Source organism: Pseudoduganella lutea (assembly GCF_004209755.1).
GTDB classification, from domain to species: Bacteria; Pseudomonadota; Gammaproteobacteria; order Burkholderiales; family Burkholderiaceae_D; genus Rugamonas; species Rugamonas lutea.
Genome location: NZ_CP035913.1, coordinates 2,458,964 through 2,484,957 on the forward strand (window position 1 = coordinate 2,458,964; position 25,994 = coordinate 2,484,957).

The following is a 25,994-nucleotide window of genomic DNA, read 5'->3' on the forward strand; positions in this document are numbered from 1 at the left end:
ATACTGGCTCAGAACTCTTCCCATTCGTCCGCGGCAGGTGCCTTGGCTGCCGGTTTGCCGGGGGCCAGCTTTTGCGCGCGCGGCTGTGGTGCTTTTACGGGCGCTTTTACGGGCGCCGTCACGCGCGGCAGTGCGATGGCCGGCCTTGCCGGCGCCGCCTTCGGTGCCGCGGCGTAGGCCGACGCACCATCATTCGACAACTTGAACGCGCTGACGGCGCCCAGCAGGTTTTCCGTTTCATGCTGCATCGCCTGCGTGGCGGCGGCGGCTTCCTCGACAAGCGCGGCATTGCGCTGCGTGACTTCGTCCATCTGCGTGATCGACTGGTTCACCTGCGCGATACCGTTGCTTTGTTCACGGCTGGCTTCGGCGATGTCGACCACGATGCCGGTCACGCGTTCGACGCTGGTCACCATCTCGTTCATCGCCTGCGCGGCCTGGGTGGCCAGCATGCTGCCGGAGCCGACCTTGTCCACGGAATCGTCGATCAGCGCCTTGATTTCCCTGGCCGCCGAGGCGCTGCGCTGCGCCAGCGTACGCACTTCGGAAGCGACCACCGCGAAGCCGCGACCCTGCTCGCCGGCGCGCGCCGCTTCCACGGCCGCGTTCAGCGCCAGGATGTTGGTCTGGAACGCGATACTGTCGATGACGCCGATGATGTCGACCACCTTGCGCGACGACGCATCGATGGCCGCCATCGTTTCCGACATCTGGCCCATCACGGCGCCGCCCGCCGCGGCCTTGGTCGATGCCGCTTCGACCAGTTGGCGGGCCTGCATCGTATTGTCGGCGGTACTTTGCACGGTACTGGTCAGCTCTTCCATCGTGGCGGCCGTTTCTTCCAGGGCGCTGGCCTGGCTTTCGGTGCGCGACGACAGATCCTGGTTGCCCATGGCGACTTCGTTGGCGGCCGTGCCGATCGCCTGCGCGCCCGTGCGCACGTTCGACACCATCTCGATCAGGCTTTGCTGCATCTTCGCGATGCCGCGCATCAGCCGGTCGATCTCGTTATTGCCCTGGGCATCCACGCGCGCGGTCAGGTCGCCGTGCGCCACGCCATCGAGCAGTTCGACGGCGCGTTCCAGTGGCGCGATGACGAGGTTGCGCAGGAACACATGCATGCCGATCACCAGCGTCAATGCACCAGCCAGGCCGAGGCCGACGAGCCACAGCACCAGGCGATATTCGCCGCCGCGCTCCTGCATCAACGCTTCGCCGCGTTCGGTATTTTCTTTCTGGAATTTCTCCAGCAGCGTGGAAATCTCGGCGCCGCGCGGCGTGAGGTCGCGGCTGTTGATCGTGGCGAAACCGGCCACGTCGTTGGCCTTCAGCGCGGCGATGCCAGCATCGAGCGTGTCGAGCATGCGGGTCGATGCCGCGGCCAGGTCATTGCGCAGCTGCACATCGGTGCCGTGCGACGGTGGCGCGGCCACGAAATCGGCCAGCGCCTTGCGGGTGCGTGCCAGGTAATTGGTGGCGTTGCCGATGGCGCTGCCATTGGTCGCGACCTGGCCGCCATCGCGGGCTTCCGAATACGCGCGGTTCAGGCTGGAGCGAACGCGCGTGGCGTCCTTGTACACATCATTGATCGCCTGCGTTTCCAGCGCAATTTTTTGCACCAGCGACAACGCCTCGTTGGAACGCTTGATCATGAACACGCCAAGTGCTGCGCCGATCGCGATCATCACGGTAAACAGGCACAGCGCAGCCATCAGGCTGAAGCGGACAGTAAGTTTGGGCATGGAATTTCCTGGAGAGCGGAACGATCAAGAAACAATATTCTCCTGCTCCGCTCCGGCGCGCACAATACCGCACGCCTTTCCATGCGTCAATTAGTGGCTGTGCAGCAACAAATTATTGTCGTATTGACTCCGCTTACCACAGCAAAGACCAACGGTTGAGCTGGTCGCTAAACAACAACGGGGACAGTCCCCACTGGAGGGACAGTCCCCGAATTTTTTACAACAGCTTGCCGGGAAGCAGTACCGGGGGATGTGTCAGTGACGGTGGCCGCAGCCGTGGTGGCCGTGGCTGGCGGCGCCGGGGAGGACGGCGCCGGGTTCGCGGCCCGTGTCGCCAAAGAAGCCGGCGGCATGCAGGCGGCCGATGTAATCGTGCCAGCGGGCGTCGAGGTTGGCGCCCAGGTCATACAGGTATTGCCAGGTGTACAGGCCGGAAGCGTGGCCGTCGGTGAAGATCGGCTTCAGCGCATACTGGCCGACCGGTTCCAGGTCGGTGATGCCGACGTCGCGCTTGCCGACCTGCAGCGTTTCCTGGCCGGGGCCATGGCCTTGCACTTCGGCCGATGGCGAATACACGCGCAGCAGCTCAAACGGGATGTTGAAGGAAGCGCCATCGTCGAAGGCGATCTCGAGGTAGCGCGATTTGTTGTGCAGGGTGATAGCGGTGGGATTGGCCATGGTGGTTTCTACTCGTTCGCCGGCGTCAGCATACTTGTTCAGCCGGGTTCATTCATGCGTTCGCGGATCGCCGCATGCAGCTCCGGCAGCAGCGCCGTGCGCACGGCAATGGCGGCGCCGGCGGGATCACGCTGCCGCGCGCCCCACGTGGGGTTGGGGAAGTGCGCGTCGTCCGCATAGCGCGGGATCACGTGCCAGTGCACGTGGGGTGTCATGTTGCCGAAGCTGGCCACGTTGACCTTATGCGGCGCGAGCACGTCGCGCTGCGCCGCCTCGACAGCCCATACGGCCCGCATCACGCGATCGCGGTCGGCGGCCGGCAGGTCGGTCATTTCCTTCACGTGCGCATGCCACACCACGCGTGTGAAGCCGGGATAGCCCGCCTCGTCGACGGCGACGACGGCCAGCACTTCATCTTGCCAGATGACGGCGCCGGCCGGCGGCGCCGCCAGCAGCTTGCACAGGTCGCAGCTTGCCGGTTCCATGCCTTACACCAGCACGCGCTCGATGCCGCCGTCGTTGGCGCGGTTCACGTAGTCGGGCATCCAGTTCTCGCCCAGCAGGTGACGGGCGATTTCCACGACGATGTAGTCGGCGGTGGTACCCGAATCCTCGTTGAAGCGCGACAGGCCCTGGAAGCAGGCCGGGCAGCTCGTGAGGATCTTCACGTCGCCATCGAAGCCGTCGGCGCGCAGCTTGTCCGCGCCCTTGACCATCTCCTCTTCCTTGCGGAAGCGCACCTGGGTGGAGATGTCCGGCCGCGCCACGGCCAGCGTGCCCGACTCGCCGCAGCAGCGGTCGTTCTTTTCGATCTTCACCGAATCGTGCGTTTGCACGAGGGCATTGACCGTCTTCATCGGATCCTGCAGCTTCATCGGCGTATGGCAGGGATCGTGGTACATGTAACGGGTACCGGTCACGCCTTCCAGCTTGACGCCCTTCTCCAGCAGGTATTCATGGATGTCCATGATGCGGCAGCCGGGGAAGATCTTCTCGAACTCATACGTGGCCAGCTGGTCATAGCAGGTGCCGCACGAGACGAGCACGGTCTTGATGTCCAGGTAGTTCAGCGTATTGGCCATGCGGTGGAAGAGGACACGGTTATCCGTCATCATCTTCTCGGCCTTGTCGTAGTCGCCCGCGCCGCGCTGCGGATAGCCGCAGCACAGGTAGCCCGGCGGCAGCACCGTCTGCACGCCCACTTCCCACAGCATCGCCTGGGTGGCCAGGCCCACCTGCGAGAACAGCCGCTCCGATCCGCAGCCCGGGAAGTAGAACACTGCTTCCGTGTTGGCGTTGGTCTTCTTCGGATCGCGGATGATCGGGATCATCTTGTTGTCTTCGATGTCGAGCAGCGCGCGCGCGGTCTTCTTCGGCAGGTTGCCCGGCATCTTCTTGTTGACGAAGTGGATGATCTGCTCGCGGATCGGCGGCTTGCCCGTCGTCGGCGGCGGTGCCTTGGTCTGCTGGCGCGCCACCTTCTTGAACACCTCGTTGCCCAGGCGCTGGGCCTTGGCGCCGACGCCGACGATCGCCTGCCGCGCCGCGTTCACCGTGCCGGGATCGGTCGCGTTCAGGAAGAACATCGTGGCCGCCTTGGTCGGGTTGAACGAACGCTTGTCCATCTTGCGCAGCAGGTTGCGCATGTTCATCGACACGTCGCCGAAGTCGATGTTCACCGGGCACGGCGATTCGCATTTGTGGCACACGGTGCAGTGATCGGCCACGTCCTCGAACTCTTCCCAGTGGCGGATCGAGATGCCGCGGCGGGTCTGTTCCTCGTACAGGAACGCCTCGATCAGCGCCGACGTCGCCAGGATCTTGTCGCGCGGCGAATACAGCAGGTTTGCACGGGGAATGTGCGTGTTGCAGACCGGCTTGCACTTGCCGCAACGCAGGCAATCCTTGATGCTGTTGGCGATCTCGCCGATATCGCTCTGCTGCATGATCAGCGATTCGTGGCCCATCAGGCCGAACGACGGCGTGTACGCATTGCGCAGGTCGGCGTCCATGCCGGGCAGGTTCAGCAGCTTGCCCTTGTTGAAGCGGCCTTCCGGGTCCACGCGCAGCTTGTAGTCGCGGAATTCGCCGATTTCATCCTCGGTCAGGAATTCCAGCTTCGTGATGCCGATGCCGTGCTCGCCGGAGATCACGCCGTTCAGCGAGCGCGCCAGCTTCATGATGCGGGCCACGGCCTTGTGCGCATCCTGCAGCATTTCGTAATGGTCGGAGTTTACCGGCAGGTTCGTGTGCACGTTGCCGTCGCCGGCGTGCATGTGCAGCGCCACGAACACGCGGCCGCGCAGGATCCGCTTGTGGATCGCCTGCGCCTCGTCCAGGATCGGCTTGTAGGCGGCGCCATTGAAGATCTGGCGCAGCACGGCGCGGATTTCCTGCTTCCAGCTGATGCGCACGGTGCGGTCCTGCACCACGTCGAACAGCGTGGCTTCGGGCTGGCGCTGCAGGCGCTCCTCGAATGCGCCGGACAACTCCTGCAGGCCGAGCTGGTACAGCTCGAGGCGCGCGGCATCGAGCGGCTTGTCCAGGTTCGCCAGGATGAAGGTCCAGCGTTCCTGCACCTGGTCGAGCAGGGCCAGTGCCTGCTGCGGGCGGTCGCCCAGCATTTCGGCATTGCCCACGCCATCTTCGGAAGCGTCGTCGCTCTTGCCGATCGGCAGGTTGCCGGCTTCGAAGAATTCACGCAGCGCGCCCGCCAGTTCCAGCTTGTTCTTGATCGACAGCTCGACGTTGATGCGCTCGATGCCGTCCGTGTACTCGCCCATCCGGTTCAGCGGGATGACGACGTCCTCGTTGATCTTGAACGCATTGGTGTGCTTGGCGATGGCCGCGGTGCGGGCGCGGTCGAGCCAGAACTTCTTGCGCGCTTCCGGGCTGACGGCGACAAAACCTTCGCCGACGCGGGTGTTCGCCAGGCGCACCACTTCCGATGCGGCCATCGCGACTGCATCTTCGTTGTCGCCGACGATGTCGCCGAACAGTGCCATCTTCGGCAGCACGCCGCGCTTCGATTTCGTCGCGTAGCCCACGGCGCGCAGGTAGCGCTCGTCGAGGTGCTCCAGGCCGGCCAGGCGCAAGGTGGCGAACTGCTCGCCCTTTGCCGGCAGGCCATCGAGGTAATCCTTGATCTCGACGATCGATGGAATCGCGTCGCGCGCCTGGCCGAAGAACTCGAGGCAGACGGTGCGCGTGAACTTCGGCATCTTGTGCAGGATCCAGCGCCCGGAAGTGATCAGGCCGTCGCAGCCTTCCTTCTGGATGCCCGGCAGGCCAGCCAGGAACTTGTCCGTCACGTCCTTGCCCAAGCCCTCCTTGCGGAACTTGCGGCCGGCGATTTCCAGGATCTCGGTCTTGAACGGAGCGCCTTTCGCTTCGCCCTTCGCGTTCGGGTGCGTCCATTCGAGCTTGAAGCGGGCCAGCGGCGTGTCGTGGATCTTCGACAGGTTGTGGTCCAGGCGCGTGACGTCGAGCCAGTCGCCGTTCGGGTCGACCATGCGCCACGATGCCAGGTTGTCCAGCGCGGTACCCCACAGCACGGCCTTCTTGCCGCCCGCGTTCATGGCGATGTTCCCGCCGATGCACGAAGCGTGCGCCGACGTGGGGTCGACCGCGAACACGAAGCCGGCCTTTTCCGCCGCGACCGACACCTGGTTCGTGATCACGCCCGCCTCGGTGTAGATGGTGGCGTAATCGCGATCGAGGCCCGGAAGGACCTTCATTTCGACCGGGTCGATGCGCAGCAGCTTTTCCGTGTTGATCACGGCCGACAGCGGCGTCAGCGGAATCGCGCCGCCGGTGTAGCCGGTGCCGCCGCCGCGCGGGATGATCGTCAGCCCCAGTTCGATACAGCCCTTCACGAGGCCGGCCATTTCCTCCTCGGCATCCGGCGTGAGCACCACGAACGGATATTCGACGCGCCAGTCGGTGGCGTCGGTCACGTGCGACACGCGCTTCATGCCGTCGAAGCAGATGTTGTGCTTGGCCGTGTAGCGGCCCAGCACCTTGACCGCGCGCTTGCGCAAGTCGTACGTCTGGCGGAATTCATCGCCGAAGTCGGCCACGGCCTTGCTGGCGGCAGCCAGCAGCTTTTCCACGCTGGCCGCACGTTTCGCCGCCACTTCGCCCGATTCGTCGGCATCGACGGCCAGGCGCCGCTTGTCCACCTCGGACAGCCGGTGATGCAGCGCGTCGATCAGTGCCTGGCGGCGTTTCGGGTTGTCCAGCAGGTCGTCCTGCAGGTAGGGATTGCGGCGCACGACCCAGATATCGCCCAGCACCTCATACAGCATGCGCGCGGAGCGCCCGGTCTGGCGCGCACTGCGCAGCTCGTCCAGCAAGCGCCAGGATTCCTCACCCAGCAGGCGAATGACGATCTCGCGGTCGGAGAACGAAGTGTAGTTGTACGGGATTTCACGGACGCGGGTCGGCGCGTGGCCGTCCGGCGATTCTGCGAGCAAGGCCTGGAGTTGTGCTGGTGCGTTCATGTGGGGGGATACAGAAGACGCTGGAGATGGTCACTAAGGGGTCCATTTTATCTTATTGCGGCGCACCACGTTTCAACACCCCTATTTTTTGCCGGGTTACGTGAACGTCAAGTCACGAAATAATATTCGGAACTTTCCTAAAATCATCAATCTCCATGCGGTTTTGACATCTGAAAATGACAAAATTGTGCGCGCATTCCGCCGGAGCAAAATAAAGTGTAGCGTTTCAACCACCCAGCATTTGTGCCAGGGAACGCCAGAAACCATCGGGGATGTACAGCAGTGCCGCCGTCATGGTGAGGTAGCGGGCGAACTTGCCAATTGCCATATAGCCGACGGCGGGCCAGAACGGCAGCTTCAGCCAGCCACCCAGCGTGCACAACGGGTCGCCGATCCCCGGCACCCACGACAGCAGCATCGTCTTCGCGCCATAGTGGGCCAGCCAGCCGAACCAGCGGCTTTGCCGTTCCTTCGAGAACGCGGCCTTGGCGTAATACCCCATCCAGTAATCGACGATGCCGCCCAGCGTGTTGCCGCAGGTGGCCACGAGGATGGCAGGCCAGAACAGTTCCGGGTTGGCCTTGCAGACCGCGAAGACGGCCGGTTCGGAGCCGAGGGGAACCAGGGTTGCAGAAACAAACGAAATGATGAAGACGGACGTCAACCCCACTTCCGGCGCCGCCAGGAAGGCCAGCAGCCAGGCTATCGAATTTTCAATCATGCATTTTCAGTCAGGCAGTCAGTTCCATACGCAGTACCGGCTGTGGCGACCGTGAAGATTTGGCGGGTGGCTCGGGCTTCCCATTATAATGATCCGACACCCGTCAACCCGCACGAATGGCAGGCGCGCACATCCCGCGCACCCTGTACGCGTTCGGCTACTCCCGGTTATCCACCGTCGATTCATCGCACTGCGCCATCCGCCTGGATTCACTCCGCTCGAGACCATGACTACCGACTACCTGAAGAAGATCCTTACCGCGCGCGTCTATGACGTTGCCCATGAAACGCCTCTGGAACTGGCGCCGACCCTGTCGCAGCGCTTCCAGAACCGAATTTACTTCAAGCGCGAGGATATTCAGGACGTATTCAGCTTCAAGATCCGCGGTGCCTACAACAAGATGGCGCACCTGTCCGAAGCGCAGCTCAAGCGCGGCGTGATCTGCGCCTCGGCCGGCAACCATGCGCAGGGCGTGGCGCTGTCCGCCGTGCGCATGGATTGCCGCGCCGTCATCGTGATGCCGACCACCACGCCGCTGGTGAAGGTCGAATCTGTCAAGGCGCGCGGTGGCGACAACGTGGAAGTGCTGCTGCACGGCGAGTCGTACACGGATGCCTACAACCATGCGCTCACGCTGGAAAAAGAACAGAAGCTCACGTTCGTGCACCCGTTCGACGATCCGGACGTGATCGCCGGCCAGGGCACGATCGGCCTGGAAATCCTGCGCCAGCACTCGGGCCCGATCCATGCGGTGTTCATCGCCATTGGCGGCGGCGGGCTGATTTCGGGCGTGGCCGCCTACATCAAGCAGATCCGGCCGGACATCAAGATCATCGGCGTGGAAACGATGGACGCCGATGCCATGGCGCGCAGCCTGAAGGCGGGCGAACGCGTGACCTTGCCGGACGTGGGCCTGTTCGCGGACGGCACCGCCGTGCGCCTGGTCGGCGAGGAAACGTTCCGGCTCGCGCAGCAGTACGTGGACGACGTGATCATCGTCGACACGGATGCGATCTGCGCGGCGATCAAGGACGTGTTTACCGATACCCGCTCGATCCTGGAACCTTCCGGCGCGCTGGCCGTGGCCGGTGCCAAGGCGTATATCGAGCGCGCGGCGCTGACGAAGAATCCGATCCAGAACGAGACGCTGATCACGGTCACCTCGGGCGCCAACATGAACTTCGACCGGCTGCGCTTCGTGGCCGAACGCGCCGAGCTGGGCGAATTCCGCGAAGCCGTGTTCGCCGTGACGATGGCCGAACAGCGCGGCAGCTTCAAGCGCTTCTGCGCGCTGATCGGCCCGCGCAACGTGACCGAGTTCAACTACCGGATCAGCGACCAGGAAAAGGCGCACGTGTTCGTCGGCGTGCAGATCGCCGACCGCGGCGAATCGGCCGCCCTGGCGCGCCGCTTCGAGGAACACGATTTCAGCACGCTGGAACTGACGCACGACGAACTGGCCAAGTCGCACCTGCGCCACCTCGTGGGCGGCAAGAGCGCGCTGGCCCGGGACGAGCTGCTGTACCGCTTTGAATTCCCCGAACGCCCGGGCGCGCTGATGCGCTTCCTGGACAGCATGGCGCCGAACTGGAACATCTCGCTGTGCCACTACCGCTCGCAGGGCGGCGACGTGGGCCGCATCCTGGTCGGCCTGCAGGTGCCGCCGGAAGAAATGGACGAATTCGCCAAATTCCTCGCCACGCTGGGCTACCGGTACTGGGACGAGACACAGAATCCCGTCTACAAGATGTTCCTGTAATCCGGACAGCAGCTTCGTCCAGAAAACGTTGCTCGAAAAATGGGGGCGTAGCCGAGGGTGACGCAGGGGTTTCGCGGAGCATGCTCCGCGCCTGCAGAACGATGTTGCCATGCAGGGCAACATCTTCAAGGAGCCTGCTCCTTGTCGGCGTAGCGATGCTGGCTTGCAAGCCAGCATTCCTTCCGTACCCCATTTTTCGAGCAACGTTTCGAAAGCTGGCAGCCTTCCGCGTGACGACCGCCCGCTTCCGTTTTCAGCTACCATGGCGGGCTGTCCCGTTTTGAAGGCCCCGCCATGTCGAATTCCCCAGAACATTCCCCACTCGGCAAGAACTCTGCTTACCGCACCGATTACGCGCCGGAACTGCTGTTCCCGATCCCGCGCATCGGCAAACGTGACGAGCTCGGCTTGACAGGCACGCTGCCATTCTTCGGCGTCGACATCTGGAATGCGTACGAACTGTCGTGGCTGAACATGCGCGGCAAGCCGCAAGTGGCCGTGGCGCGCATCACGGTGCCGGCCGACTCGCCGAACATCATCGAATCGAAGTCGTTCAAGCTGTACCTGAATTCGTTCAACCAGACGCGGCTGGGTGGCCCGGAAGCGTTGCGCGAGCTGCTGCAGCAGGATCTGTCCGCCGCGACCGGGGCCACCGTGCACGTGGCACTGACGATGCAGGAAGAATTCGGCAAGCTGCAGATGGGTGAACTCGATGGCCTGCTGCTGGACCGCCTCGACATCGAAATCGACAACTATTCGCCGCAGCCATCGATCCTGAAAGCCGCCGTCGATGAATTGCCCGTCGAGGAAACCCTGGTGTCGCATTTGCTGAAATCGAACTGCCTGGTGACCGGCCAGCCGGACTGGGGCAGCGTGCAGATCAGCTACGCCGGCCCCCAGATCGACCAGGAAAGCCTGTTGAAGTACCTGATCGGTTTTCGCGAGCACAATGAATTCCATGAGCAATGCGTGGAGCGGATCTTCGTGGACATCCTGCGCGAGTGCCGGCCCGCCCACCTGACCGTGTATGCCCGGTACACCCGCCGTGGCGGACTCGACATCAATCCCTGGCGCAGCAACTTCACCAAGGCCGGCAGCCCGTCGAATCTGCGCAACGCACGACAGTGATTGAGGCATCGCAAAGCATTCATCTTAGGAGTATGCTCAGCTTCAGGATGCTCGCGGCACGATCGTCCGAAACGCGCAATAATTGGCCAATGCCGGTTCGCGCGATGGAAATGTCGGCGCACAACGTTGTTTTAACGTGGAAATAGCGCTGGCTGTATTCGTTGTGTTTCAAAACACTTTTCAACGCATGCATGGCAAGCTGGCCGGCAGCGGGGCGCAGGTGCCGGTCCGAGCAATTTCGGGTTACACGGCGGTGAAACAGGCCTATAATTCTGCTCGCCAGCCACCTTTGTGCGCCGCACCAATTACGTCGCGTTATGAATAACCTGAGTAAAATCCTTTCGCCCGAGAACGTTCAACTGGATCTGGAAGTCTCCAGCAAGAAGCGCGCTTTCGAGCAAGCAGGCCTGATCTTTGAGAACAATTGCGGTATCGCCCGCTCGACCGTTTCGGACAATCTGTTTGCCCGCGAACGACTGGGCTCGACCGGCCTGGGCCACGGCGTGGCCGTCCCGCACGGGCGCGTCAAGGGCGCGAAGAGCCTGAAGTCGCCGCTGGCGGCCTTCGTGAGACTGGCCGAGCCGATTCCCTTCGAATCGCCGGATGGCAAGCCCGTGAACCTGCTGTTTTTCCTGCTCATTCCCGATCACGTGACACAGCAGCACCTGGAAATCCTGTCGGAGATTGCCGAAATGTTTTCCGATGACGCTTTCCGCCAGGCGCTCAGCACCGATCCCGACCCGCGTTCCGTGCATCGCCGCATCGTGAACTGGCAGCCCAGCTTGCAGGCGGCGGGCTGACCGGGCGTCGATCTACTCCACAATAAAAAGAACCCATGCTGCAAAATCCCCTGACGATTCAACGCCTGTACGACGACAATCGGGAATCTTTGCAACTGGGCTGGTTTGCCGGCTTTCCCGGCGGCGAACGCACGATTTCCGGCGACGCGGCTTCGGCCGCCGACCAGGTGGGCCACCTGAACACGATCCACCCGGGCCGCATCCAGGTGTTCGGTCACCAGGAAATCAATTATTACCACCGCCTGAAGGCGCTCACGCGCGCCCATGTCATCGGCGAGCTGATCGCCGGCGGCCCGCCGGCGCTGATCGTTGCACAGGGGCTGGAAACGCCGCCCGACATCCTCGCGATCTGCGACGAAAAAAACATCCCGCTGTTTTCCACGCCATTGCCCGCGGCACAAGTGATCGACTTCCTGCGCGTGTACCTGTCGAAGAAGCTGGCGCAACGCATCATCATGCACGGCGTGTTCATGGACGTGCTCGGTGTCGGCGTGCTGATCACGGGCGACTCCGGGCTCGGCAAGAGCGAACTGGGGCTGGAACTGATCTCGCGCAGCCATGGCCTGGTGGCCGACGATGCCGTGGAATTTTCGCGCATCGCACCGAACATGATCGAGGGCCGCTGCCCGCCCCTGCTGCAGAACCTGCTCGAGGTGCGCGGGCTGGGGCTGCTGGACATCAAGGCGATCTTCGGCGAGACCGCGGTGCGCCGCAAGATGCGCCTGAAACTGATCGTCCATCTGGTGCGCCGCTCCGCGCTCGAGGAAGAAGTCGAACGCCTGCCCTTCCAGTTCCCCACCGAAGACGTGCTCGGCCTGCCGATCCGCAAGGTCGTGATCCCCGTGGCCGCCGGCCGCAACATCGCGGTGCTTCTGGAAGCCGCCGTGCGCAACACCATCCTGCAACTGCGCGGGATCGATACGCTGCAGGAGTTCATGGAACGGCAACGGCAAGCGATGAGCGGGGACTAGAAGTCCCCTCCATCGCAACGTTGCCAAGGCGTGCTCGCTTGCAAGCGAGCACCGTTCCGCAGGCGCAGAGCAGTGCTCTGCGAAGCTGTGGCCTTGCATGGCCACAGCGTTCCGCAGGCACAGAGCGATGCTCTGTGAAATCCCTGCTCCACTCCCTGCTCCACCAGCGTCAGGCAATGAGCGGCGACTGAAGTCGCCCCTCATCGCAATGCTGCCAAGGAGAGCTGCCTTGCAAGGCAGCTCCGCTTCGGTGGCGCCGAGCCGTGCTCGTCGAATTCCCACCTTCGCCAACGGCAAGCAATGAGCGGAGACTGACGTCCCCTGCAACTCATCGCTGGCGCCACGCCACACCGTAAGCCGGTACTATCCCGGTTTGAGTCCTGGTATCACACATGGCGACTTACCAGTGGTTCGTGCTGATCGGCTGCCTGATGCTGGCCCGCGGCCTGTGGGGCACGCCGATTGCCCATCTCCCGTTCACGTCGGCGATGATCTACCTTGCCGTTGGCCTGGTGGTGGGCCCGTTCGGCCTCGGCATCTTTTCGTTCGACCTGATCACGGAAGCACCGCTGCTCGAGGTGCTGACGGAAGTGGCCGTGCTGATTTCGCTGTTCTCGGCGGGCATCAAGATGCCTGTGCCCGTCACGATCCAGCGCTGGTTGCCGCCCATTCGCCTGGCGTGGCTGGCGATGGCGATATCCGTACTCCTGATGACGCTGTTCTGCTATTACGTGCTGGATTTGCCGCTGGGCGCCGGCGTGCTCCTTGGCGCGACCCTGGCGCCGACCGATCCCGTGCTGGCCAGCGATGTGCAGCTCCGCCATGCCGGCGACAAGGATCCGGTGCGCTTCGCGCTGAGTTCCGAGGCGGGCATGAACGATGGCAGCGCGTTCCCGTTCGTGATGCTGGGACTGGGCCTGCTTGGCCTGCACGACCTGGGGCCGCATGGCCTGCACTGGCTCGGTCTCGAACTCCTGTGGGGCACCATCGGCGGCCTGGCGATCGGCAGCGCATGCGGTGCCGGACTGGCCCGGATGAGCCATGCGCTGCGCCAGTACCGGCCGCAGCACGAAGTGCTCGACGACCTGATGGGCCTGGGCCTGATTGCCGTCTCCTACGGCTTGACGGTGTCCGTCAATGCGTGGGGCTTCCTCGCCGTGTTCGCGGCGGGGGTCGCCCTGCGCCAGACCGAGCTGACGCTGGCGGCACGCAGCGGCAAGGCCGTCGTCACCGACAAGGGCGTGGAACCGGTGCAGGACACCATTTCCGCCAATTCGCTGCTGTTCAAGGAACACCTGGAACGCCTGTCGGAACTGACGCTGGTATTGCTGCTGGGCGGCGCCTCGGTGGTATGGATCGACGACTGGCGCGGCTGGGCCACCGCGCTGTTCCTGTTCTTCGTTGCCAGGCCTGTCAGCGTGCTGCTCGCGCTGGGCCGCGGCAGCACACAGGCACGCGTGATCATCGCCTGGTTCGGCGTGCGCGGCATCGGGTCGCTGTATTACCTGATGTATGCGATCAACCATGGACTGCCGGAGCCGTTGGCCCGCGACCTGACCGGCATCACCGTCGCCGTCATCATGCTGTCCATCGTCATGCACGGCACCAGCGTGACACCGCTGCTCGACCGTTTCTGGCGGCGCTGAGCGCCCGATCGTGCTTCGGTCGCCGCGGGCGCCTTTGATGTATCATGCGCGCATGCGCATCGTCCTTATTACCGGCATTTCCGGCTCGGGCAAATCGGTGGCCCTGAACGTTCTCGAAGACACCGGCTATTATTGTGTAGATAACCTGCCGCCAGCCTTGCTGGCCAACCTCGTTGCCACACTGGCCGAGGAGGGCACCGCTGCGCTGGCCGTGGCGGTCGACGCCCGCAGCGCCGCCTCGCTGGCCAGCCTGCCGAGCGACGTGCGCAAGCTGCGCGAGCTGGGGCATGACGTGAAAATCATGTTCCTCACGGCGAACACGCATTCGCTGGTGGCGCGTTTTTCGGAAACGCGTCGCAGCCATCCGCTGTCGCATGAATTGCACCCGGGCCAGAACCCCGCGGCGCGCCGCACCCTCATCGAATGCATCAGCGAAGAACGCGAACGCCTGTCCGCGATCGAGCAGCTGGGCCATGTGATCGACACGTCGGAAATCTCCGCCAACAAGCTGCGTGCCTGGATCAAGGAACTGGTCGAGAGCGAGAACGCACCGCTGACGCTGTTCTTCGAATCGTTCGCGTTCAAGGTCGGCGTGCCGCAGGATGCGGACTTCGTGTTCGACGTGCGCGCCATTCCGAACCCTTACTATGACCTGGTGCTGCGCCCGCTGAACGGCCGCGACGCACCCGTGATCGCCTTCCTCGACGCGCAGCCGAGCGCCGAAGAAATGTTTGGCGACATCCGCGCATTCATCGAAAAATGGCTGCCGGCCTTCAAGACGGACAACCGCAGCTACCTGACGGTCGCCATCGGCTGCACCGGCGGGCAGCACCGCTCGGTGTACATGGCCGAGCGGCTGGCACGCTACTTCGATGCGGCGGAGCGGGTGGTGCTCCGGCATCGCGAACAACACTAAGTCAGGCGATGCAAGGAGTGCTCGCTTGCAAGCGAGCACCGCTGCGTAGGCGCGGGGCAGTGCCCCGCGAATGCCCTACTCCGCCATCGCGAACAACACTAAGTCAGGCGATGCAAAGGAGTGTGCGATTGCAAGTGCACACCGCTGCGTAGGCGCGGGGCAGTGCCCCACGAATGCCCTACTCCGCCATCGCGAACAACACTAAGTCAGGCGATGCAACGGAGTGTGCGCTTACAAGCGCACACCGCTGCGTAGGCGCGGGGCAGTGCCCCACGAATTCCCTACTCCGCCATCGGGAACAACACTAGGGCACCTCGAAAAACCTCCCGGTCCGTAGCATGATGTCAGCGCACCAATTTTGATGACTCTGCCATGATGAAGCCCAATCTGTTCGCAGCCCAGGAGCGCGAAGCCAAGCTGACAAAGCCAGGCGACGCGCTGCAAGTGCTGGAACGACACGTCGACTTCGCGGCGCTGGCCAGCGCCGTTGACGAAGCCGCACCGCGACCAGGTCGCGAACGCGGTGGCCGGCCACCGTTTCCTACCGAAGTGATGGTGCGGATTCTGCTGATCCAGCAAGTGTTTAACCTGTCGGACGAACAGATGGAGTTCCAGTTGCTCGACCGGCTGAGCTTCCAGCTTCGCCAGGCTGCATGATTCGAGCCAGATCCCGGACCACACCACGATCTGGGCTTTCAAGGAGCGCCTGATCAAGGCTGGCGCCAGCGAGAGCGTGTTCGAAGCGGTCAATCGGCAACTGGCCCGGCATGGCTATATTGCCCGGGGCGGGCAAATGGTCGATGCGAGCATTGTTCAGGCACCGAAGCAGTCGCTCAATAAAGAAGAAAAGGCCATCGTTGCCGAGAATGCCATGCCAGCAGACTGGTCGCCGGCCAAGCGCCGTCAGAAGGATACCGATGCACGGTGGACGAAGAAACATGGCAAGTCCTACTTCGGCTACAAGCTTTCGGCCAACGCCGATAAGCGCTAAAAGCTGATTCGCAAAATCAAGGTGAGCACGAGCAGCGAACATGACACCCTCCACTTTGAAGATGTGCTCGATCCGAGCAATACCAGTCGCGACTTGTATGCCGACAAGGACTATGTCGATGGCGAGCGCGAAGCGCGCCTGACAGGACAAGGCTGGCGCATGCACATCCAGCGCAAAGGCACCAAGGACAAGGCGATCTCGACGACGCAAGAGCAGCGCAACAAGCGTATCGCCAAAACCCGTGCACGGGTGGAGCATATCTTTGCCAGTCTGGCGCAGATGGGCGACAAGGTGGTGCGTTCGATCGGCTTGGCACGCGCCACCTTGCATTTGAACTGGAAAGCCGCCGCATACAATTTGCGTCGCCTTTGCTACCTGACGGAGGCGGCGGTCATGGCGTTTTAACGCCCGAAGTCCGTCTGGATCACCTAAAAAGGTCGATTCGGGCGGCGAAAAGGCCATGAATGGCCAGATTGGCGGCGAGGCTCTTCCTCTACGCCACCATTTTTTTGGGTCCAGGCTGAAATCGTCGGTTATTCGAGGTGCCCTAGAATCAGAGCAAACAGAGCCTCACATCCTCACCTATTTTGATACTTCGCGCATCCGCAATAAATGAGTCTAGTAAACCAATTTCGGTAACAAGATTTAGTGAGCAAGCATCGATAACAGCTTCGCCATAAAGATCGTTAAGCGATCGCAACCCTAAAAACACCCTTATTCGTCCTGTTTCGGAACACTCGAATTTGGCCGCAAGTCCTGGTGACTCCACCCCTTTGGCACCAAGATGAACTTCACAAATTCTTCGTTGGTTACCAAACATTTTTTCCTTTACCAACTCCTCCAAAGCATCGATCTGTTTACTAAACTGCGCCAGATCAGTGTACACAGTTGTGGCAAAAATAATCTGATCGCGCAAGACTATAATATTGCAAGTTAATCCATCGCTATCGTCTATTAAGTTAAATGTCAATGAGTTCTTCATGGTAGCAAATTAATAGTTGTAGGGTTAAAGCAACAACAAAGAAAGTACTTTCGGTTCTCAACCAGATCAATGTAGTGTTGCATATATGAACATAAAATGTCTCTCCTAGCACCATGAAAAGAATTTCACTTTATCTGATTTCCGTGATCCTAACCGGATCATTTGTATACCTCTACCTGGACTCAGAGAATCAAAGTAATTCACCAGGGCTCTTGGCGAAAGAGACGGCACAACCCAATTATAAGTTGGGCCCAACAGTAGCCGAGGGCAAACCTCCTACTGACGGCTGCGCAAGCACGCCTCCATTGTACGATCCAGTGGCCTTTAAGGGTAGCGAAGACCGTGAAAGCCTAGAGGAAAAGGTAGAGGAGGCTTATCTTAACCCCCAAATGCTATTCGCAAAAACGGAAACAGACCCTCAAGCAAACATCGCACTTTATCGGATGTTTTCTTCATGTGGCAAGCCGCCTACTAATGTGGGTGGGCACTGGCAGTCGGGTGGCGGGGGTTGCCCAACCATAGAATCAGCAAACATTTTCCGACTCCATCCGATTGAGCTCTTAAGTAAGGCAGCGGCTCAAGGTTCGACAGAGGCTAAGACGATGTTTGCATTGAACGCCCCCGTTGTAGCGTTTCAGCTTTCGAAAGACGATTCACCAGACAAACAAGAGTTCGCAAAAAGACTGTTGTCTGAAGCGAGAAAATTGGGTGCCGAAGCCGCTTACGAAGGAGATGCTGATGCGTATCGAGTGATGAGCGAATCCTTCACAAAAGGATGGTTTGGAACTAAAAATATTGAGTTGGCATATTCATATTCTCTGCCTCTGGAGGTACTAGGCAATGCCAACGACAAAGAGCAGATAGCTCGATTGGGGGGCTTATTAACCACAACACAACAAGATATCGCCAGTAAGGCAACTTACGGCTGCAGCAACTCAGTTCCGCCTGGAATTTTGAGTAATCCCTTTGGATAATTTTGACTAGGAGACATCAATGCCTGATTACCATTTCTTGCAGAAAAAGGTAGTGCTGATTGCGCTTGCCTTTGGACTCGGTTTGCCTGCATTCGCGGATGAAGTAGTTGTCATCCCTGGAAACCCGCCATGCTCTGGCGATTGTTCCGGCGGGCCAATTGTCGGAGGGGGGTTCGGAGGCGGCGGGGGGCCTCCAAATGGTAATGGGTCCGATCATGGCATTGACGGCTATAACGATGGAACAAAGGGGACTAGCGCTTCATTCAATCGACAACCCGGTTGTCAGCGAGAAGGATATTTTTGGGCGGAGGTAGCTGGCCAAGCAGCTGCTGGCCAGCCGCCGGGCAATGTTATAATGGATACATTTGGTGATCCGCTGTATCAGGCACCTGGATGGCGAAAATTTCAGGTTACCCGAATCACGCGAGAGTGGAAGGCTGCATGGAATACGACCATGCGTTATTCCCTCAACATTCATTATATGTATAACATTGAAACGGGGCAATTTGCTCAAGAGAAATTAAAAACATCCTTTGAAAGCGGGTGCACCGGGATTAGATCGAACTAATTACCGATTTCGGGTGCGATTTCTCGATTTTTGACAGGTCTAGCGAAATCACATTTGGGCACCTCGAAAAACCTCCCGGCCCGTGGCATGATGTCAGCGCACCAATTTTGATGACTCTGCCATGATGAAGCCCAACCTGTTCGCAGCCCAGGAGCGCGAAGCCAAGCTGACAAAGCCAGGCGACGCGCTGCAAGTGCTGGAACGACACGTCGACTTCGCGGCGCTGGCCAGCGCCGTTGACGAAGCCGCACCGCGACCAGGTCGCGAACGCGGTGGCCGGCCACCGTTTCCTACCGAAGTGATGGTGCGGATTCTGCTGATCCAGCAAGTGTTTAACCTGTCGGACGAACAGATGGAGTTCCAGTTGCTCGACCGGCTGAGCTTCCAGCTTCGCCAGGCTGCATGATTCGAGCCAGATCCCGGACCACACCACGATCTGGGCTTTCAAGGAGCGCCTGATCAAGGCTGGCGCCAGCGAGAGCGTGTTCGAAGCGGTCAATCGGCAACTGGCCCGGCATGGCTATATTGCCCGGGGCGGGCAAATGGTCGATGCGAGCATTGTTCAGGCACCGAAGCAGTCGCTCAATAAAGAAGAAAAGGCCATCGTTGCCGAGAATGCCATGCCAGCAGACTGGTCGCCGGCCAAGCGCCGTAAGAAGGATACCGATGCACGGTGGACGAAGAAACATGGCAAGTCCTACTTCGGCTACAAGCTTTCGGCCAACGCCGATAAGCGCTAAAAGCTGATTCGCAAAATCAAGGTGAGCACGAGCAGCGAACATGACACCCTCCACTTTGAAGATGTGCTCGATCCGAGCAATACCAGTCGCGACTTGTATGCCGACAAGGACTATGTCGATGGCGAGCGCGAAGCGCGCCTGACAGGACAAGGCTGGCGCATGCACATCCAGCGCAAAGGCACCAAGGACAAGGCGATCTCGACGACGCAAGAGCAGCGCAACAAGCGTATCGCCAAAACCCGTGCACGGGTGGAGCATATCTTTGCCAGTCTGGCGCAGATGGGCGACAAGGTGGTGCGTTCGATCGGCTTGGCACGCGCCACCTTGCATTTGAACTGGAAAGCCTCCGCATACAATTTGCGTCGCCTTTGCTACCTGACGGAGGCGGCGGTCGTGGCGTTTTAACGCCCGAAGTCCGTCTGGATCACCTAAAAAGGTCGATTCGGGCGGCGAAAAGGCCATGGATGGCCAGATTGGCGGCGAGGCTCTTCCCCTACGCCACCATTTTTTTGGGTCCAGGCTGAAATCGTCGGTTATTCGAGGTGCCCACTAAGCCAGGCGATGCAACGGAGTGTGCGCTTGCAAGCGCACACCGCCCTTTATCGCATATACGGTGCCACGTTCCCCGCGATCCGCTTGAACTCCGCCTCGGTCAGCGGCAGCTGCCGGAAAGCGGCCCAGCTTTCGCGGGGGCGCAGGTTCTTGCCGGCGGCGGCATCCGAGCCGAACAGGATGCGGTCGGCGCCGATCTGGCGGATGCGCTGTGCCAGCTTTTCCCGTTGTTGCGGCGTGATGTCCGGGTTGGCCATCGTGGCCGCGTCGAACCACAGGCGCTTCGTGCCGGGGGCGTTTGCCGCGGCAGCTTCGGCCAGCACGCCCAGCGCCTCGTCGGATGGCGCATCGCCGTAGCCCGGCCCGGTGCCGGCCAGATGCGCAACCTGCACCGTCACGTCCGGTGCGGCTGGCAGCAACTGCTCGAGGAAGACGCGGGCCTGGGCGGCGCCGTATGGCCGGCGCTTCGATACCGATGCGCGCATGTGCACCACGATCGCCATTTTCCTTGCGTTCGCGGCCGCGAACACTTGTCGCAGGCGCGCCACGTGCTCGGGCAACTCGAGCTGCACGTCCGAGTTCCCGAAGTGCAGCTTGAGCCCATGCTTGAGGTCGGGCAGCGCCGCGCAGCGTTCCAGTTCCTCCAGCGCGTAATCCTTCAGCGGATTCACGCTGCACAGGGCCCGCAGCCGGTCCGGGTACAGCGCAGCCTGCGCGCCGTTGAAGTCGTTCTCGGCGCGCACCTTCGCATGCTCGTCGTCGATCTTGCGCGCCGGACTGCCCCACACATAGGCGACGGACAGCAGCACGGCGCGCCGGATGCCGGCCGCATCGAGCAGCGCGATCAGGTCCTTGGCCGTGATCACGGGCGGGCCGCCAGCCCCACTGTCGAGCAGCCGCGCCATTGCCGGGCTGAACAGGTGCTGGTGATGGTCCACCAGCGGCACGATGTCGGCAGCTGCCGCATCGTCGGCCCGGGCCGGCAATGCCATGGCGGCAGCGGCGAATGTCAGGAAGTTACGGCGGTCCATGGTGGCCTCACAGGTGGCGCAGCGGATGGGCCCAGGCGGGCCAGGCGGGTTCGAAGAAGCGCGCCACCATGTCCTCCGTCACGCCATCGAGCGTCGGCGGGTTCCAGCGCGGCGCATGGTCCTTGTCGATCGCCAGCGCGCGCACGCCTTCGATGATCTCGCCATGCTCGAAGGTGCGGCGCACCAGGTTGCGTTCCATCCGCAGGCAATCGGCAACGCCCATCGTTGCGCCGCGCCGTATCATCTCGAACGTCACGCACATCATCAGCGGCGAGCGGCGCTCCATGGCGGCCAGCGTCTTCTGCGCGAACGGATGATCGTCGCGGCGCAGGGAGGCCACGATGTCGGGTACCGAGGGCTGGGTGAAATGGTCGTCGATCAGCGCGCGGTGCGCCTGCAGCTCGGAAGGACCGGCCTCGTCGCGCAGCGAGCGTCCGAACATGCCCACCGCCTCGCGCAGCCCCGCCCCGGCCGTGGAGCCGACCAGGTCGGCCAGTTGCGGCAGCTCGGCCGCCGGCACATAGTGATCGGCCAGCCGGCAATACATCGCGTCGGCCGCGCCGATCGTCAGCGCCGTCAGCGCCAGGTACACGCCCAGCTTGCCTGGCGCGTGGGACAGGAAATAGCTGCCGCCCACGTCGGGGAACAGGCCGATGTTCACCTCGGGCATTGCCAGCCGCGTGCGGTCGGTCACCACGCGCACGCTGCTGTGCGGCCCGCCCTGGGCGATGCCCATGCCGCCGCCCATCACCACGCCATCCATCAGGGCCACGTAGGGCTTGGGAAAGCAGTACACGAGGTAGTTCAGCGCATACTCCTCGGTAAAGAAATCCTCGATCTGCGCACTGCCGCCTTGCGGCGTCGCTGTACCGGCCGCATGGAAGAAGCGGATGTCGCCACCGGCGCACAGCGCCTTTTCGGTGGTGCTGCGGACGACGACGGCGGCAATGTCGCTGTCGTCGCGCCAGGCCAGCAACGTGCCGGTGATCGTGCGGATCATGTCGAGCGACAGCGAATTCAATGCCTTGGGTCGGTCGAGCGTGATGAAGCCGGTGCCATTGCGCACCTTGGTATGGACGTGGTCGGTCATGGTGTCTCGCATCGTTGTCGTTATTGGCCTCATTCTAGCCATGGATGCGGATCGTGTGGGTGTAAAAGGTGAACTGAAGAGGAACTGAAGGTGAACTGCCGTGAACTGCGGTGAACTGCCGGGATGCGGTGAGGTGCGGACGTAACAAAGGGCGCATTGCGCGCCCTTCTGTTGCAGCAGCCAGCCGGCTGCGACCTGCACCCGGCGTTATGCGGGTGACGCGGGAATCTCGATCTCGCTCAGGTGCTTGATGGTTTCATGATTATGATTTTGCACTTTATCCTTGTGCTTCATGACCTGCCGGTCCAGCTTGTCGATCAGCGAGTCGATGGCCGCATACAGGTCCTGCGCGACGCTTTCGACAAACACGGTCTTGCCCGACATGCGCAGGTTGATTTCCGCCTTCTGCCTTTTTTCTTTCTCGGTGAGATTATCTACACTCAGGATCACACTTACATCGATCAGCTGATCGAAATGCCGTCTAACGCGTTCCAGCTTGTTCTGCACATACTCGCGAATGGCAGGGGTTACGTCGATATGGTGTCCACTGATGGTCAGATTCATACACACACTCCTAAAGAAGATCAATCCAGGTTCGTGCGGCTTCCGCCATCAAAATGCGGCGGCGCAGAGGAACCCATACACTACAGATTGCTTACAAGGACTTGCGGAGGCTGACTGGGGGAATTTTCAATGCTTCGCGATATTTGGCAACAGTGCGTCGCGCAATCACCATGCCTTGTTCACCCAGCATGTCCGCAATCTTACTGTCGGATAAAGGGTTCTTCGGGTCTTCGGCTCCTGTGAATTGCACGATCAGCGCCCGGATCGCAGTCGAGGAAGCTTCCCCACCAGCTTCGGTTGCGACGTGGCTGCCAAAAAAATACTTCAACTCAAACATGCCATGCGGGGTGAGCATATATTTTTGAGTTGTTACCCGAGAGATAGTACTCTCGTGAAGACCCAGTGTATCAGCTATTTCACGCAACACAAGGGGTCTCATTGCCACCGCGCCATGCGAGAAAAAGTTCTTTTGCCGCTCGACGATGGCCTGGGCCACGCGCAGGATCGTGTCAAAGCGCTGGCGCATATTCTTGATCAGCCACTTGGCTTCTTGCAGCTGCGCATTCATCTGCGTTTCGCCCTTGCCCTGTTTGAGCAGGCTGGCATACAGCGCATTCACGCGCAGGCGGGGCATCACGTCATTGTTGAGCGTGACGATCCAGCCATTGCGTCCTTTCCTCACCACGACATCCGGTACGACATAGTCTGACACGTCGGCCGCGAAGGCGGCGCCCGGATGCGGATTGCACTGCCGAATCACCGCTTGCGCTTCGCGCAAGTCTTCATCGTCGCAATCGAGTGCCTTCTTCAGCTTGTTGAAGTCGCGCTGCGCAAACCACTGCAAGTGTTTTTCAACGATGCACAGCGCCATCCGCCGCGTGACCAGCGGCACGCCCGGCATGCGGCGGATCTGCAGCGCCAGGCATTCGGAAGCGTTGCGCGCACCGATGCCGGCCGGATCAAAGCTCTGCAGCAGCTTCAGCGCGGTGCGCAATTCGTCGAACTCGATCTCCAGCTCTTCCGGCATGCGCGCATGGATATCTTCCAGGCTCTCCTCGAGGTAACCGTTATCGTCGAGCGCATCGATGATCAGCTCCACCAGGGCGCGGTCGCGCGGCTCCAGCACCGTCACGCGCATCTGCTCCATCAGGTGTTCGCGCAGGCTGCGATGGCTTGCCTCGAGCTGGGGGCGGCCATCGTCGTCGTCCGGTCCCTTGCCACTGCCCGCACTGCTCCAGTCGGTATCGCCGGCACCGGGGTCGAGGCCTTCGCCTTCGCCGCCCTCGTAGGGCTCCGGTTCCGGGGCGGCCGGCGCATCCTGCGGCGGGCCGCCTTCGGGCGGCGCCTCGCCCGGCGCCTGCGTGGTGTTGATCGCCCCATCGCCCAGCAGGCGCACGGAACGGTCGAGCGGATCGTCGAGCCGCTCGAGCAGCGGATTATCGGTCAGCAGCTGTTCGAGTTCCTGGTGCAGCTCCAGCGTGGACAATTGCAGCAGCCGGATCGACTGCTGCAATTGCGGCGTCAGCGCGAGGTGCTGGGAAGTGCGCAGTTGCAAGGACTGTTTCATGGCTGTTTCATGGCTGCTGGTTCAAGACGGCTGGTTTATGCTCATTATCAGTGGAACAACGCGTGGCGCAACGCGGTCGACGCGGTTACATGCGGAAGTGCTCACCAAGATAGACACGGCGGACGGACTCGTCGGCGATGATGTCATCGGGCCGGCCGGAGGCCAGTACGCTGCCCTGATTGATGATATACGCCCGGTCGCAGATGCCCAGCGTTTCACGTACGTTATGATCCGTGATCAACACACCGATGCTGCGTTCCTTCAGGAAGCGCACGATGCGCTGGATCTCGATCACGGCGATCGGATCCACGCCGGCAAACGGTTCATCCAGCAGCACGAAGCGGGGATTGGTCGCCAGTGCGCGGGCGATCTCCACGCGGCGGCGCTCGCCACCGGACAGCGACAGCGCCGTGTTCTCGCGCAGCTTCTCGATCTGCAAATCGGCCAGCAGCGCATTCAGGCGCTTGTCGATCTCGGCCTTGCCGAGCGCCTTGCCGTCCACCTTCTGGAGCTCCAGCACGGCGCGGATATTTTCTTCCACGGTCAGCTTGCGGAACACCGATGCTTCCTGCGGCAGGTACGACAGGCCGAGGGTGGCGCGCTTGTGGATCGGCAGGCTGGAGATGTCGGTACCGTCGAGATCGATGGTGCCGGCGTCCGACGCCACCAGGCCCACGATCATGTAGAACGACGTGGTCTTGCCGGCACCGTTCGGGCCCAGCAGGCCCACCACTTCGCCGCAGGCCACCTGCAGGGACACGTCATGCACCACCTGGCGCTTGCCATAGCTCTTTTGCAATCCGCGCACGATCAGCGTGCTGCTGCAATCTTGCTGCTCGCGCGCCATCTAGTTCCCCGCTGCCGGCGCGGCCGGCGGTTGCGTGGTGGCGGGAGTCGATGCGGGAGCCGGCGCCGTGCGCTTCGGCTGGATCACCATCGTGCCGCGGCCGGCGCCCGGCTTGTCGGTGCCCGTGCTGGAATTGCGCACGCTGAAGAACTCGCGGCGGCTGTCGTACGAAATGAACTCGCCTTCCACCTCGTCGCTCGGCTTCGTGCCTTCGAGGCGGCGGATCTTGGCCTTCGAATACATCTTCACCAGTTCGGCCTTTTCGTCGTATTCGATGCGGTCCGCTTCGCCTTCCATCCACTGGTCGCCTTCACCGTCGCGCTTCTGGCGGAACGCCACCTTCTTGCCGCCGCCGGTCAGCGTGGCCAGCTGGTAGCCGTCCGGCGTGTAGGTCACCACGGCCTTGTCGGCCTTCATCCGCAGCGTGCCACGCGTGAGCGTCACGTCGCCGGTGAACGTGTAGACCTGCTTCACGTCGTCCGCATCGAGGCGGCCATAGTTGATCTCGGTGGGCTTGTACGAGTCTGCCTTTTCGGCGGCGGCAAAGCCCGCCGCGCCCAGCAGCAGCAGCGCCGACAATATGAGTCTCTTCATCTTCGATTCCTATCTGCGATTCTTGTTTGCTTCACTGCCGCGCACGGGGCGGATACACGATGGTGCCCTGGCCGAGCTGCAACTGGCGCGTGGCATTGTTGGCCTTCATGCCAACGCCGGTGGCGGTCGCGCCGCCACTCTGCATGCGCACCGGCCGGTCCGTTTCCATGCGGTCCTCGTCCGGATAGATCGTCAACAGCTCGGTGGCCAGGTGCATTTCCCGCGCGGCGGGTGACGCTGTCCTGTGGATGTTCACGTTCTTCGTCAGCGTCACGCGCGTATTGTCCTCGTCGACCCGTGCATGCTCGGCGCGGATATCCATCGGCGGCTTGTCGCCGGAAATGCTGCGCACCACGGGCTTGTCGATCTCCGACGAATCGTCGGACGGCCGGTGCGTCAGCTTGTCACCCGAGATGATGTAGCTGGGCTGCCCCGTCTCCGACATGCGCACGAACGAAAAGCGCTCCACGATGTAGTCGGGCTCGTCGACCTTGATGCCGGCTTCCATTTCCCCGCCGGCCCGGTTCATCAGCTCGAGCAGCCAGAACGAGCCCAGCGCGCCGAGCAGCGCGAGGACCATGCCGATCGACAGCCGGTAGCGGTGTGCTGTTCGCTGGTTACGCATCCTGTC

22 protein-coding genes and 2 pseudogenes are annotated in these 25,994 nt (G+C 61.7%); 11 read left to right on the forward strand and 13 right to left on the reverse strand.

Annotation, left to right across the window (positions count from 1 at the left end):
• Positions 1–8 precede the first annotated feature (8 nt).
• The 5 genes from EWM63_RS10395 to EWM63_RS10415 form a co-directional block, all read right to left on the reverse strand.
• Positions 9–1,742, reverse strand: a complete 1,734-nt coding sequence (locus EWM63_RS10395) for a methyl-accepting chemotaxis protein (protein WP_130186450.1) — start codon at positions 1,740–1,742, stop codon at positions 9–11.
• Positions 1,743–1,997: 255 nt separating this feature from the next.
• Positions 1,998–2,420, reverse strand: coding sequence for a gamma-butyrobetaine hydroxylase family protein (locus EWM63_RS10400; RefSeq protein ID WP_130186451.1), 423 nt, complete (start codon positions 2,418–2,420; stop codon positions 1,998–2,000).
• Between the two features lie 38 nt (positions 2,421–2,458).
• Positions 2,459–2,905: an HIT family protein gene (locus EWM63_RS10405; RefSeq protein ID WP_130186452.1), complete on the reverse strand. Its 447-nt coding sequence runs from the start codon at positions 2,903–2,905 to the stop codon at positions 2,459–2,461.
• Between the two features lie 3 nt (positions 2,906–2,908).
• Positions 2,909–6,922 (reverse strand): DUF3683 domain-containing protein, encoded by a 4,014-nt coding sequence (locus EWM63_RS10410; protein ID WP_130186453.1) that lies wholly within the window; start codon positions 6,920–6,922, stop codon positions 2,909–2,911.
• A gap of 226 nt (positions 6,923–7,148) precedes the next feature.
• A complete protein-coding gene (locus EWM63_RS10415; RefSeq protein ID WP_130186454.1) occupies positions 7,149–7,643 on the reverse strand; it encodes a YqaA family protein in 495 nt (164 codons plus the stop codon).
• 226 nt (positions 7,644–7,869) lie between these two features.
• Here EWM63_RS10415 and ilvA point away from each other — a divergent pair, with 226 nt between their 5' ends.
• The 8 genes and pseudogenes from ilvA to EWM63_RS10455 all read left to right on the forward strand — a co-directional run bounded on the left by ilvA (position 7,870) and on the right by EWM63_RS10455 (position 16,259).
• Complete coding sequence (ilvA, locus tag EWM63_RS10420; RefSeq protein WP_130186455.1) at positions 7,870–9,402, forward strand: threonine ammonia-lyase, biosynthetic; 1,533 nt, start codon at positions 7,870–7,872, stop codon at positions 9,400–9,402.
• Positions 9,403–9,696: 294 nt separating this feature from the next.
• A complete protein-coding gene (gene queF / locus EWM63_RS10425) occupies positions 9,697–10,530 on the forward strand; it encodes an NADPH-dependent 7-cyano-7-deazaguanine reductase QueF (RefSeq protein ID WP_130186456.1) in 834 nt (277 codons plus the stop codon).
• Positions 10,531–10,612: 82 nt separating this feature from the next.
• Positions 10,613–10,855, forward strand: coding sequence for a hypothetical protein (locus tag EWM63_RS10430; protein ID WP_130186457.1), 243 nt, complete (start codon positions 10,613–10,615; stop codon positions 10,853–10,855).
• The gene (locus tag EWM63_RS10435) at positions 10,848–11,330 is read left to right on the forward strand and encodes a PTS sugar transporter subunit IIA (RefSeq protein WP_130186458.1); all 483 of its coding nucleotides are present in this window, start codon (positions 10,848–10,850) and stop codon (positions 11,328–11,330) included. The genes EWM63_RS10430 and EWM63_RS10435 overlap by 8 nt, the downstream gene beginning before the upstream one ends.
• Positions 11,331–11,365: 35 nt before the next feature.
• Positions 11,366–12,301 (forward strand): HPr(Ser) kinase/phosphatase, encoded by a 936-nt coding sequence (gene hprK / locus EWM63_RS10440; RefSeq protein ID WP_130186459.1) that lies wholly within the window; start codon positions 11,366–11,368, stop codon positions 12,299–12,301.
• A 392-nt stretch (positions 12,302–12,693) separates the two neighbouring features.
• Positions 12,694–13,947, forward strand: a complete 1,254-nt coding sequence (locus EWM63_RS10445) for a cation:proton antiporter (protein WP_130186460.1) — start codon at positions 12,694–12,696, stop codon at positions 13,945–13,947.
• 52 nt (positions 13,948–13,999) lie between these two features.
• Positions 14,000–14,863 (forward strand): RNase adapter RapZ, encoded by an 864-nt coding sequence (gene rapZ / locus EWM63_RS10450; RefSeq protein ID WP_130186461.1) that lies wholly within the window; start codon positions 14,000–14,002, stop codon positions 14,861–14,863.
• Between the two features lie 372 nt (positions 14,864–15,235).
• Positions 15,236–16,259 (forward strand): annotated as a pseudogene (locus EWM63_RS10455) (IS5 family transposase).
• Positions 16,260–16,407: 148 nt separating this feature from the next.
• On the opposite strand, the gene EWM63_RS10460 reads toward EWM63_RS10455, so the two are convergent.
• Positions 16,408–16,836, reverse strand: coding sequence for a hypothetical protein (locus EWM63_RS10460; RefSeq protein WP_130186462.1), 429 nt, complete (start codon positions 16,834–16,836; stop codon positions 16,408–16,410).
• Between the two features lie 113 nt (positions 16,837–16,949).
• Between EWM63_RS10460 and EWM63_RS10465 the strand changes: the two genes are divergently transcribed.
• From EWM63_RS10465 to EWM63_RS10475, 3 genes and pseudogenes are all read left to right on the forward strand, one after another.
• The gene (locus EWM63_RS10465; RefSeq protein WP_130186463.1) at positions 16,950–17,810 is read left to right on the forward strand and encodes a hypothetical protein; all 861 of its coding nucleotides are present in this window, start codon (positions 16,950–16,952) and stop codon (positions 17,808–17,810) included.
• Positions 17,811–17,829: 19 nt separating this feature from the next.
• A complete protein-coding gene (locus EWM63_RS10470; protein ID WP_130186464.1) occupies positions 17,830–18,378 on the forward strand; it encodes a hypothetical protein in 549 nt (182 codons plus the stop codon).
• A gap of 121 nt (positions 18,379–18,499) precedes the next feature.
• Positions 18,500–19,523 (forward strand): annotated as a pseudogene (locus EWM63_RS10475) (IS5 family transposase).
• A 194-nt stretch (positions 19,524–19,717) separates the two neighbouring features.
• Here the strand turns inward: EWM63_RS10475 and EWM63_RS10480 are convergent.
• The 7 genes from EWM63_RS10480 to lptC all read right to left on the reverse strand — a co-directional run bounded on the left by EWM63_RS10480 (position 19,718) and on the right by lptC (position 25,988).
• A complete protein-coding gene (locus EWM63_RS10480; protein ID WP_229487846.1) occupies positions 19,718–20,701 on the reverse strand; it encodes an amidohydrolase family protein in 984 nt (327 codons plus the stop codon).
• A 7-nt stretch (positions 20,702–20,708) separates the two neighbouring features.
• The gene (locus EWM63_RS10485; protein ID WP_130186465.1) at positions 20,709–21,791 is read right to left on the reverse strand and encodes an enoyl-CoA hydratase/isomerase family protein; all 1,083 of its coding nucleotides are present in this window, start codon (positions 21,789–21,791) and stop codon (positions 20,709–20,711) included.
• A gap of 207 nt (positions 21,792–21,998) precedes the next feature.
• Positions 21,999–22,355 (reverse strand): ribosome hibernation-promoting factor, HPF/YfiA family, encoded by a 357-nt coding sequence (gene hpf / locus EWM63_RS10490; RefSeq protein WP_130186466.1) that lies wholly within the window; start codon positions 22,353–22,355, stop codon positions 21,999–22,001.
• 91 nt (positions 22,356–22,446) lie between these two features.
• Positions 22,447–23,922, reverse strand: coding sequence for an RNA polymerase factor sigma-54 (locus EWM63_RS10495; RefSeq protein WP_130186467.1), 1,476 nt, complete (start codon positions 23,920–23,922; stop codon positions 22,447–22,449).
• A gap of 85 nt (positions 23,923–24,007) precedes the next feature.
• A complete protein-coding gene (gene lptB / locus EWM63_RS10500) occupies positions 24,008–24,769 on the reverse strand; it encodes an LPS export ABC transporter ATP-binding protein (protein ID WP_130186468.1) in 762 nt (253 codons plus the stop codon).
• Positions 24,770–25,363 (reverse strand): lipopolysaccharide transport periplasmic protein LptA, encoded by a 594-nt coding sequence (gene lptA, locus EWM63_RS10505; protein WP_130186469.1) that lies wholly within the window; start codon positions 25,361–25,363, stop codon positions 24,770–24,772.
• A 31-nt stretch (positions 25,364–25,394) separates the two neighbouring features.
• The gene (lptC, locus tag EWM63_RS10510) at positions 25,395–25,988 is read right to left on the reverse strand and encodes an LPS export ABC transporter periplasmic protein LptC (RefSeq protein ID WP_229487847.1); all 594 of its coding nucleotides are present in this window, start codon (positions 25,986–25,988) and stop codon (positions 25,395–25,397) included.
• Positions 25,989–25,994: the final 6 nt, after the last annotated feature.

Excerpts from the sequence above, each read along its gene's own strand:
- ilvA (WP_130186455.1), top strand. The coding sequence starts at position 7,870 with ATGACTACCGACTACCTGAAGAAGATCCTTACCGCGCGCGTCTATGAC.
- queF (WP_130186456.1), top strand. The coding sequence starts at position 9,697 with ATGTCGAATTCCCCAGAACATTCCCCACTCGGCAAGAACTCTGCTTAC.
- EWM63_RS10395 (WP_130186450.1), bottom strand. The coding sequence starts at position 1,742 with ATGCCCAAACTTACTGTCCGCTTCAGCCTGATGGCTGCGCTGTGCCTG.
- lptC (WP_229487847.1), bottom strand. The coding sequence starts at position 25,988 with ATGCGTAACCAGCGAACAGCACACCGCTACCGGCTGTCGATCGGCATG.
- lptA (WP_130186469.1), bottom strand. The coding sequence starts at position 25,363 with ATGAAGAGACTCATATTGTCGGCGCTGCTGCTGCTGGGCGCGGCGGGC.
- EWM63_RS10415 (WP_130186454.1), bottom strand. The coding sequence starts at position 7,643 with ATGATTGAAAATTCGATAGCCTGGCTGCTGGCCTTCCTGGCGGCGCCG.
- EWM63_RS10445 (WP_130186460.1), top strand. The coding sequence starts at position 12,694 with ATGGCGACTTACCAGTGGTTCGTGCTGATCGGCTGCCTGATGCTGGCC.
- EWM63_RS10435 (WP_130186458.1), top strand. The coding sequence starts at position 10,848 with ATGAATAACCTGAGTAAAATCCTTTCGCCCGAGAACGTTCAACTGGAT.
- EWM63_RS10405 (WP_130186452.1), bottom strand. The coding sequence starts at position 2,905 with ATGGAACCGGCAAGCTGCGACCTGTGCAAGCTGCTGGCGGCGCCGCCG.
- EWM63_RS10495 (WP_130186467.1), bottom strand. The coding sequence starts at position 23,922 with ATGAAACAGTCCTTGCAACTGCGCACTTCCCAGCACCTCGCGCTGACG.
- EWM63_RS10470 (WP_130186464.1), top strand. The coding sequence starts at position 17,830 with ATGCCTGATTACCATTTCTTGCAGAAAAAGGTAGTGCTGATTGCGCTT.
- rapZ (WP_130186461.1), top strand. The coding sequence starts at position 14,000 with ATGCGCATCGTCCTTATTACCGGCATTTCCGGCTCGGGCAAATCGGTG.
- EWM63_RS10410 (WP_130186453.1), bottom strand. The coding sequence starts at position 6,922 with ATGAACGCACCAGCACAACTCCAGGCCTTGCTCGCAGAATCGCCGGAC.
- EWM63_RS10460 (WP_130186462.1), bottom strand. The coding sequence starts at position 16,836 with ATGAAGAACTCATTGACATTTAACTTAATAGACGATAGCGATGGATTA.
- hprK (WP_130186459.1), top strand. The coding sequence starts at position 11,366 with ATGCTGCAAAATCCCCTGACGATTCAACGCCTGTACGACGACAATCGG.
- EWM63_RS10465 (WP_130186463.1), top strand. The coding sequence starts at position 16,950 with ATGAAAAGAATTTCACTTTATCTGATTTCCGTGATCCTAACCGGATCA.
- hpf (WP_130186466.1), bottom strand. The coding sequence starts at position 22,355 with ATGAATCTGACCATCAGTGGACACCATATCGACGTAACCCCTGCCATT.
- EWM63_RS10400 (WP_130186451.1), bottom strand. The coding sequence starts at position 2,420 with ATGGCCAATCCCACCGCTATCACCCTGCACAACAAATCGCGCTACCTC.
- EWM63_RS10485 (WP_130186465.1), bottom strand. The coding sequence starts at position 21,791 with ATGACCGACCACGTCCATACCAAGGTGCGCAATGGCACCGGCTTCATC.
- lptB (WP_130186468.1), bottom strand. The coding sequence starts at position 24,769 with ATGGCGCGCGAGCAGCAAGATTGCAGCAGCACGCTGATCGTGCGCGGA.
- EWM63_RS10480 (WP_229487846.1), bottom strand. The coding sequence starts at position 20,701 with ATGGACCGCCGTAACTTCCTGACATTCGCCGCTGCCGCCATGGCATTG.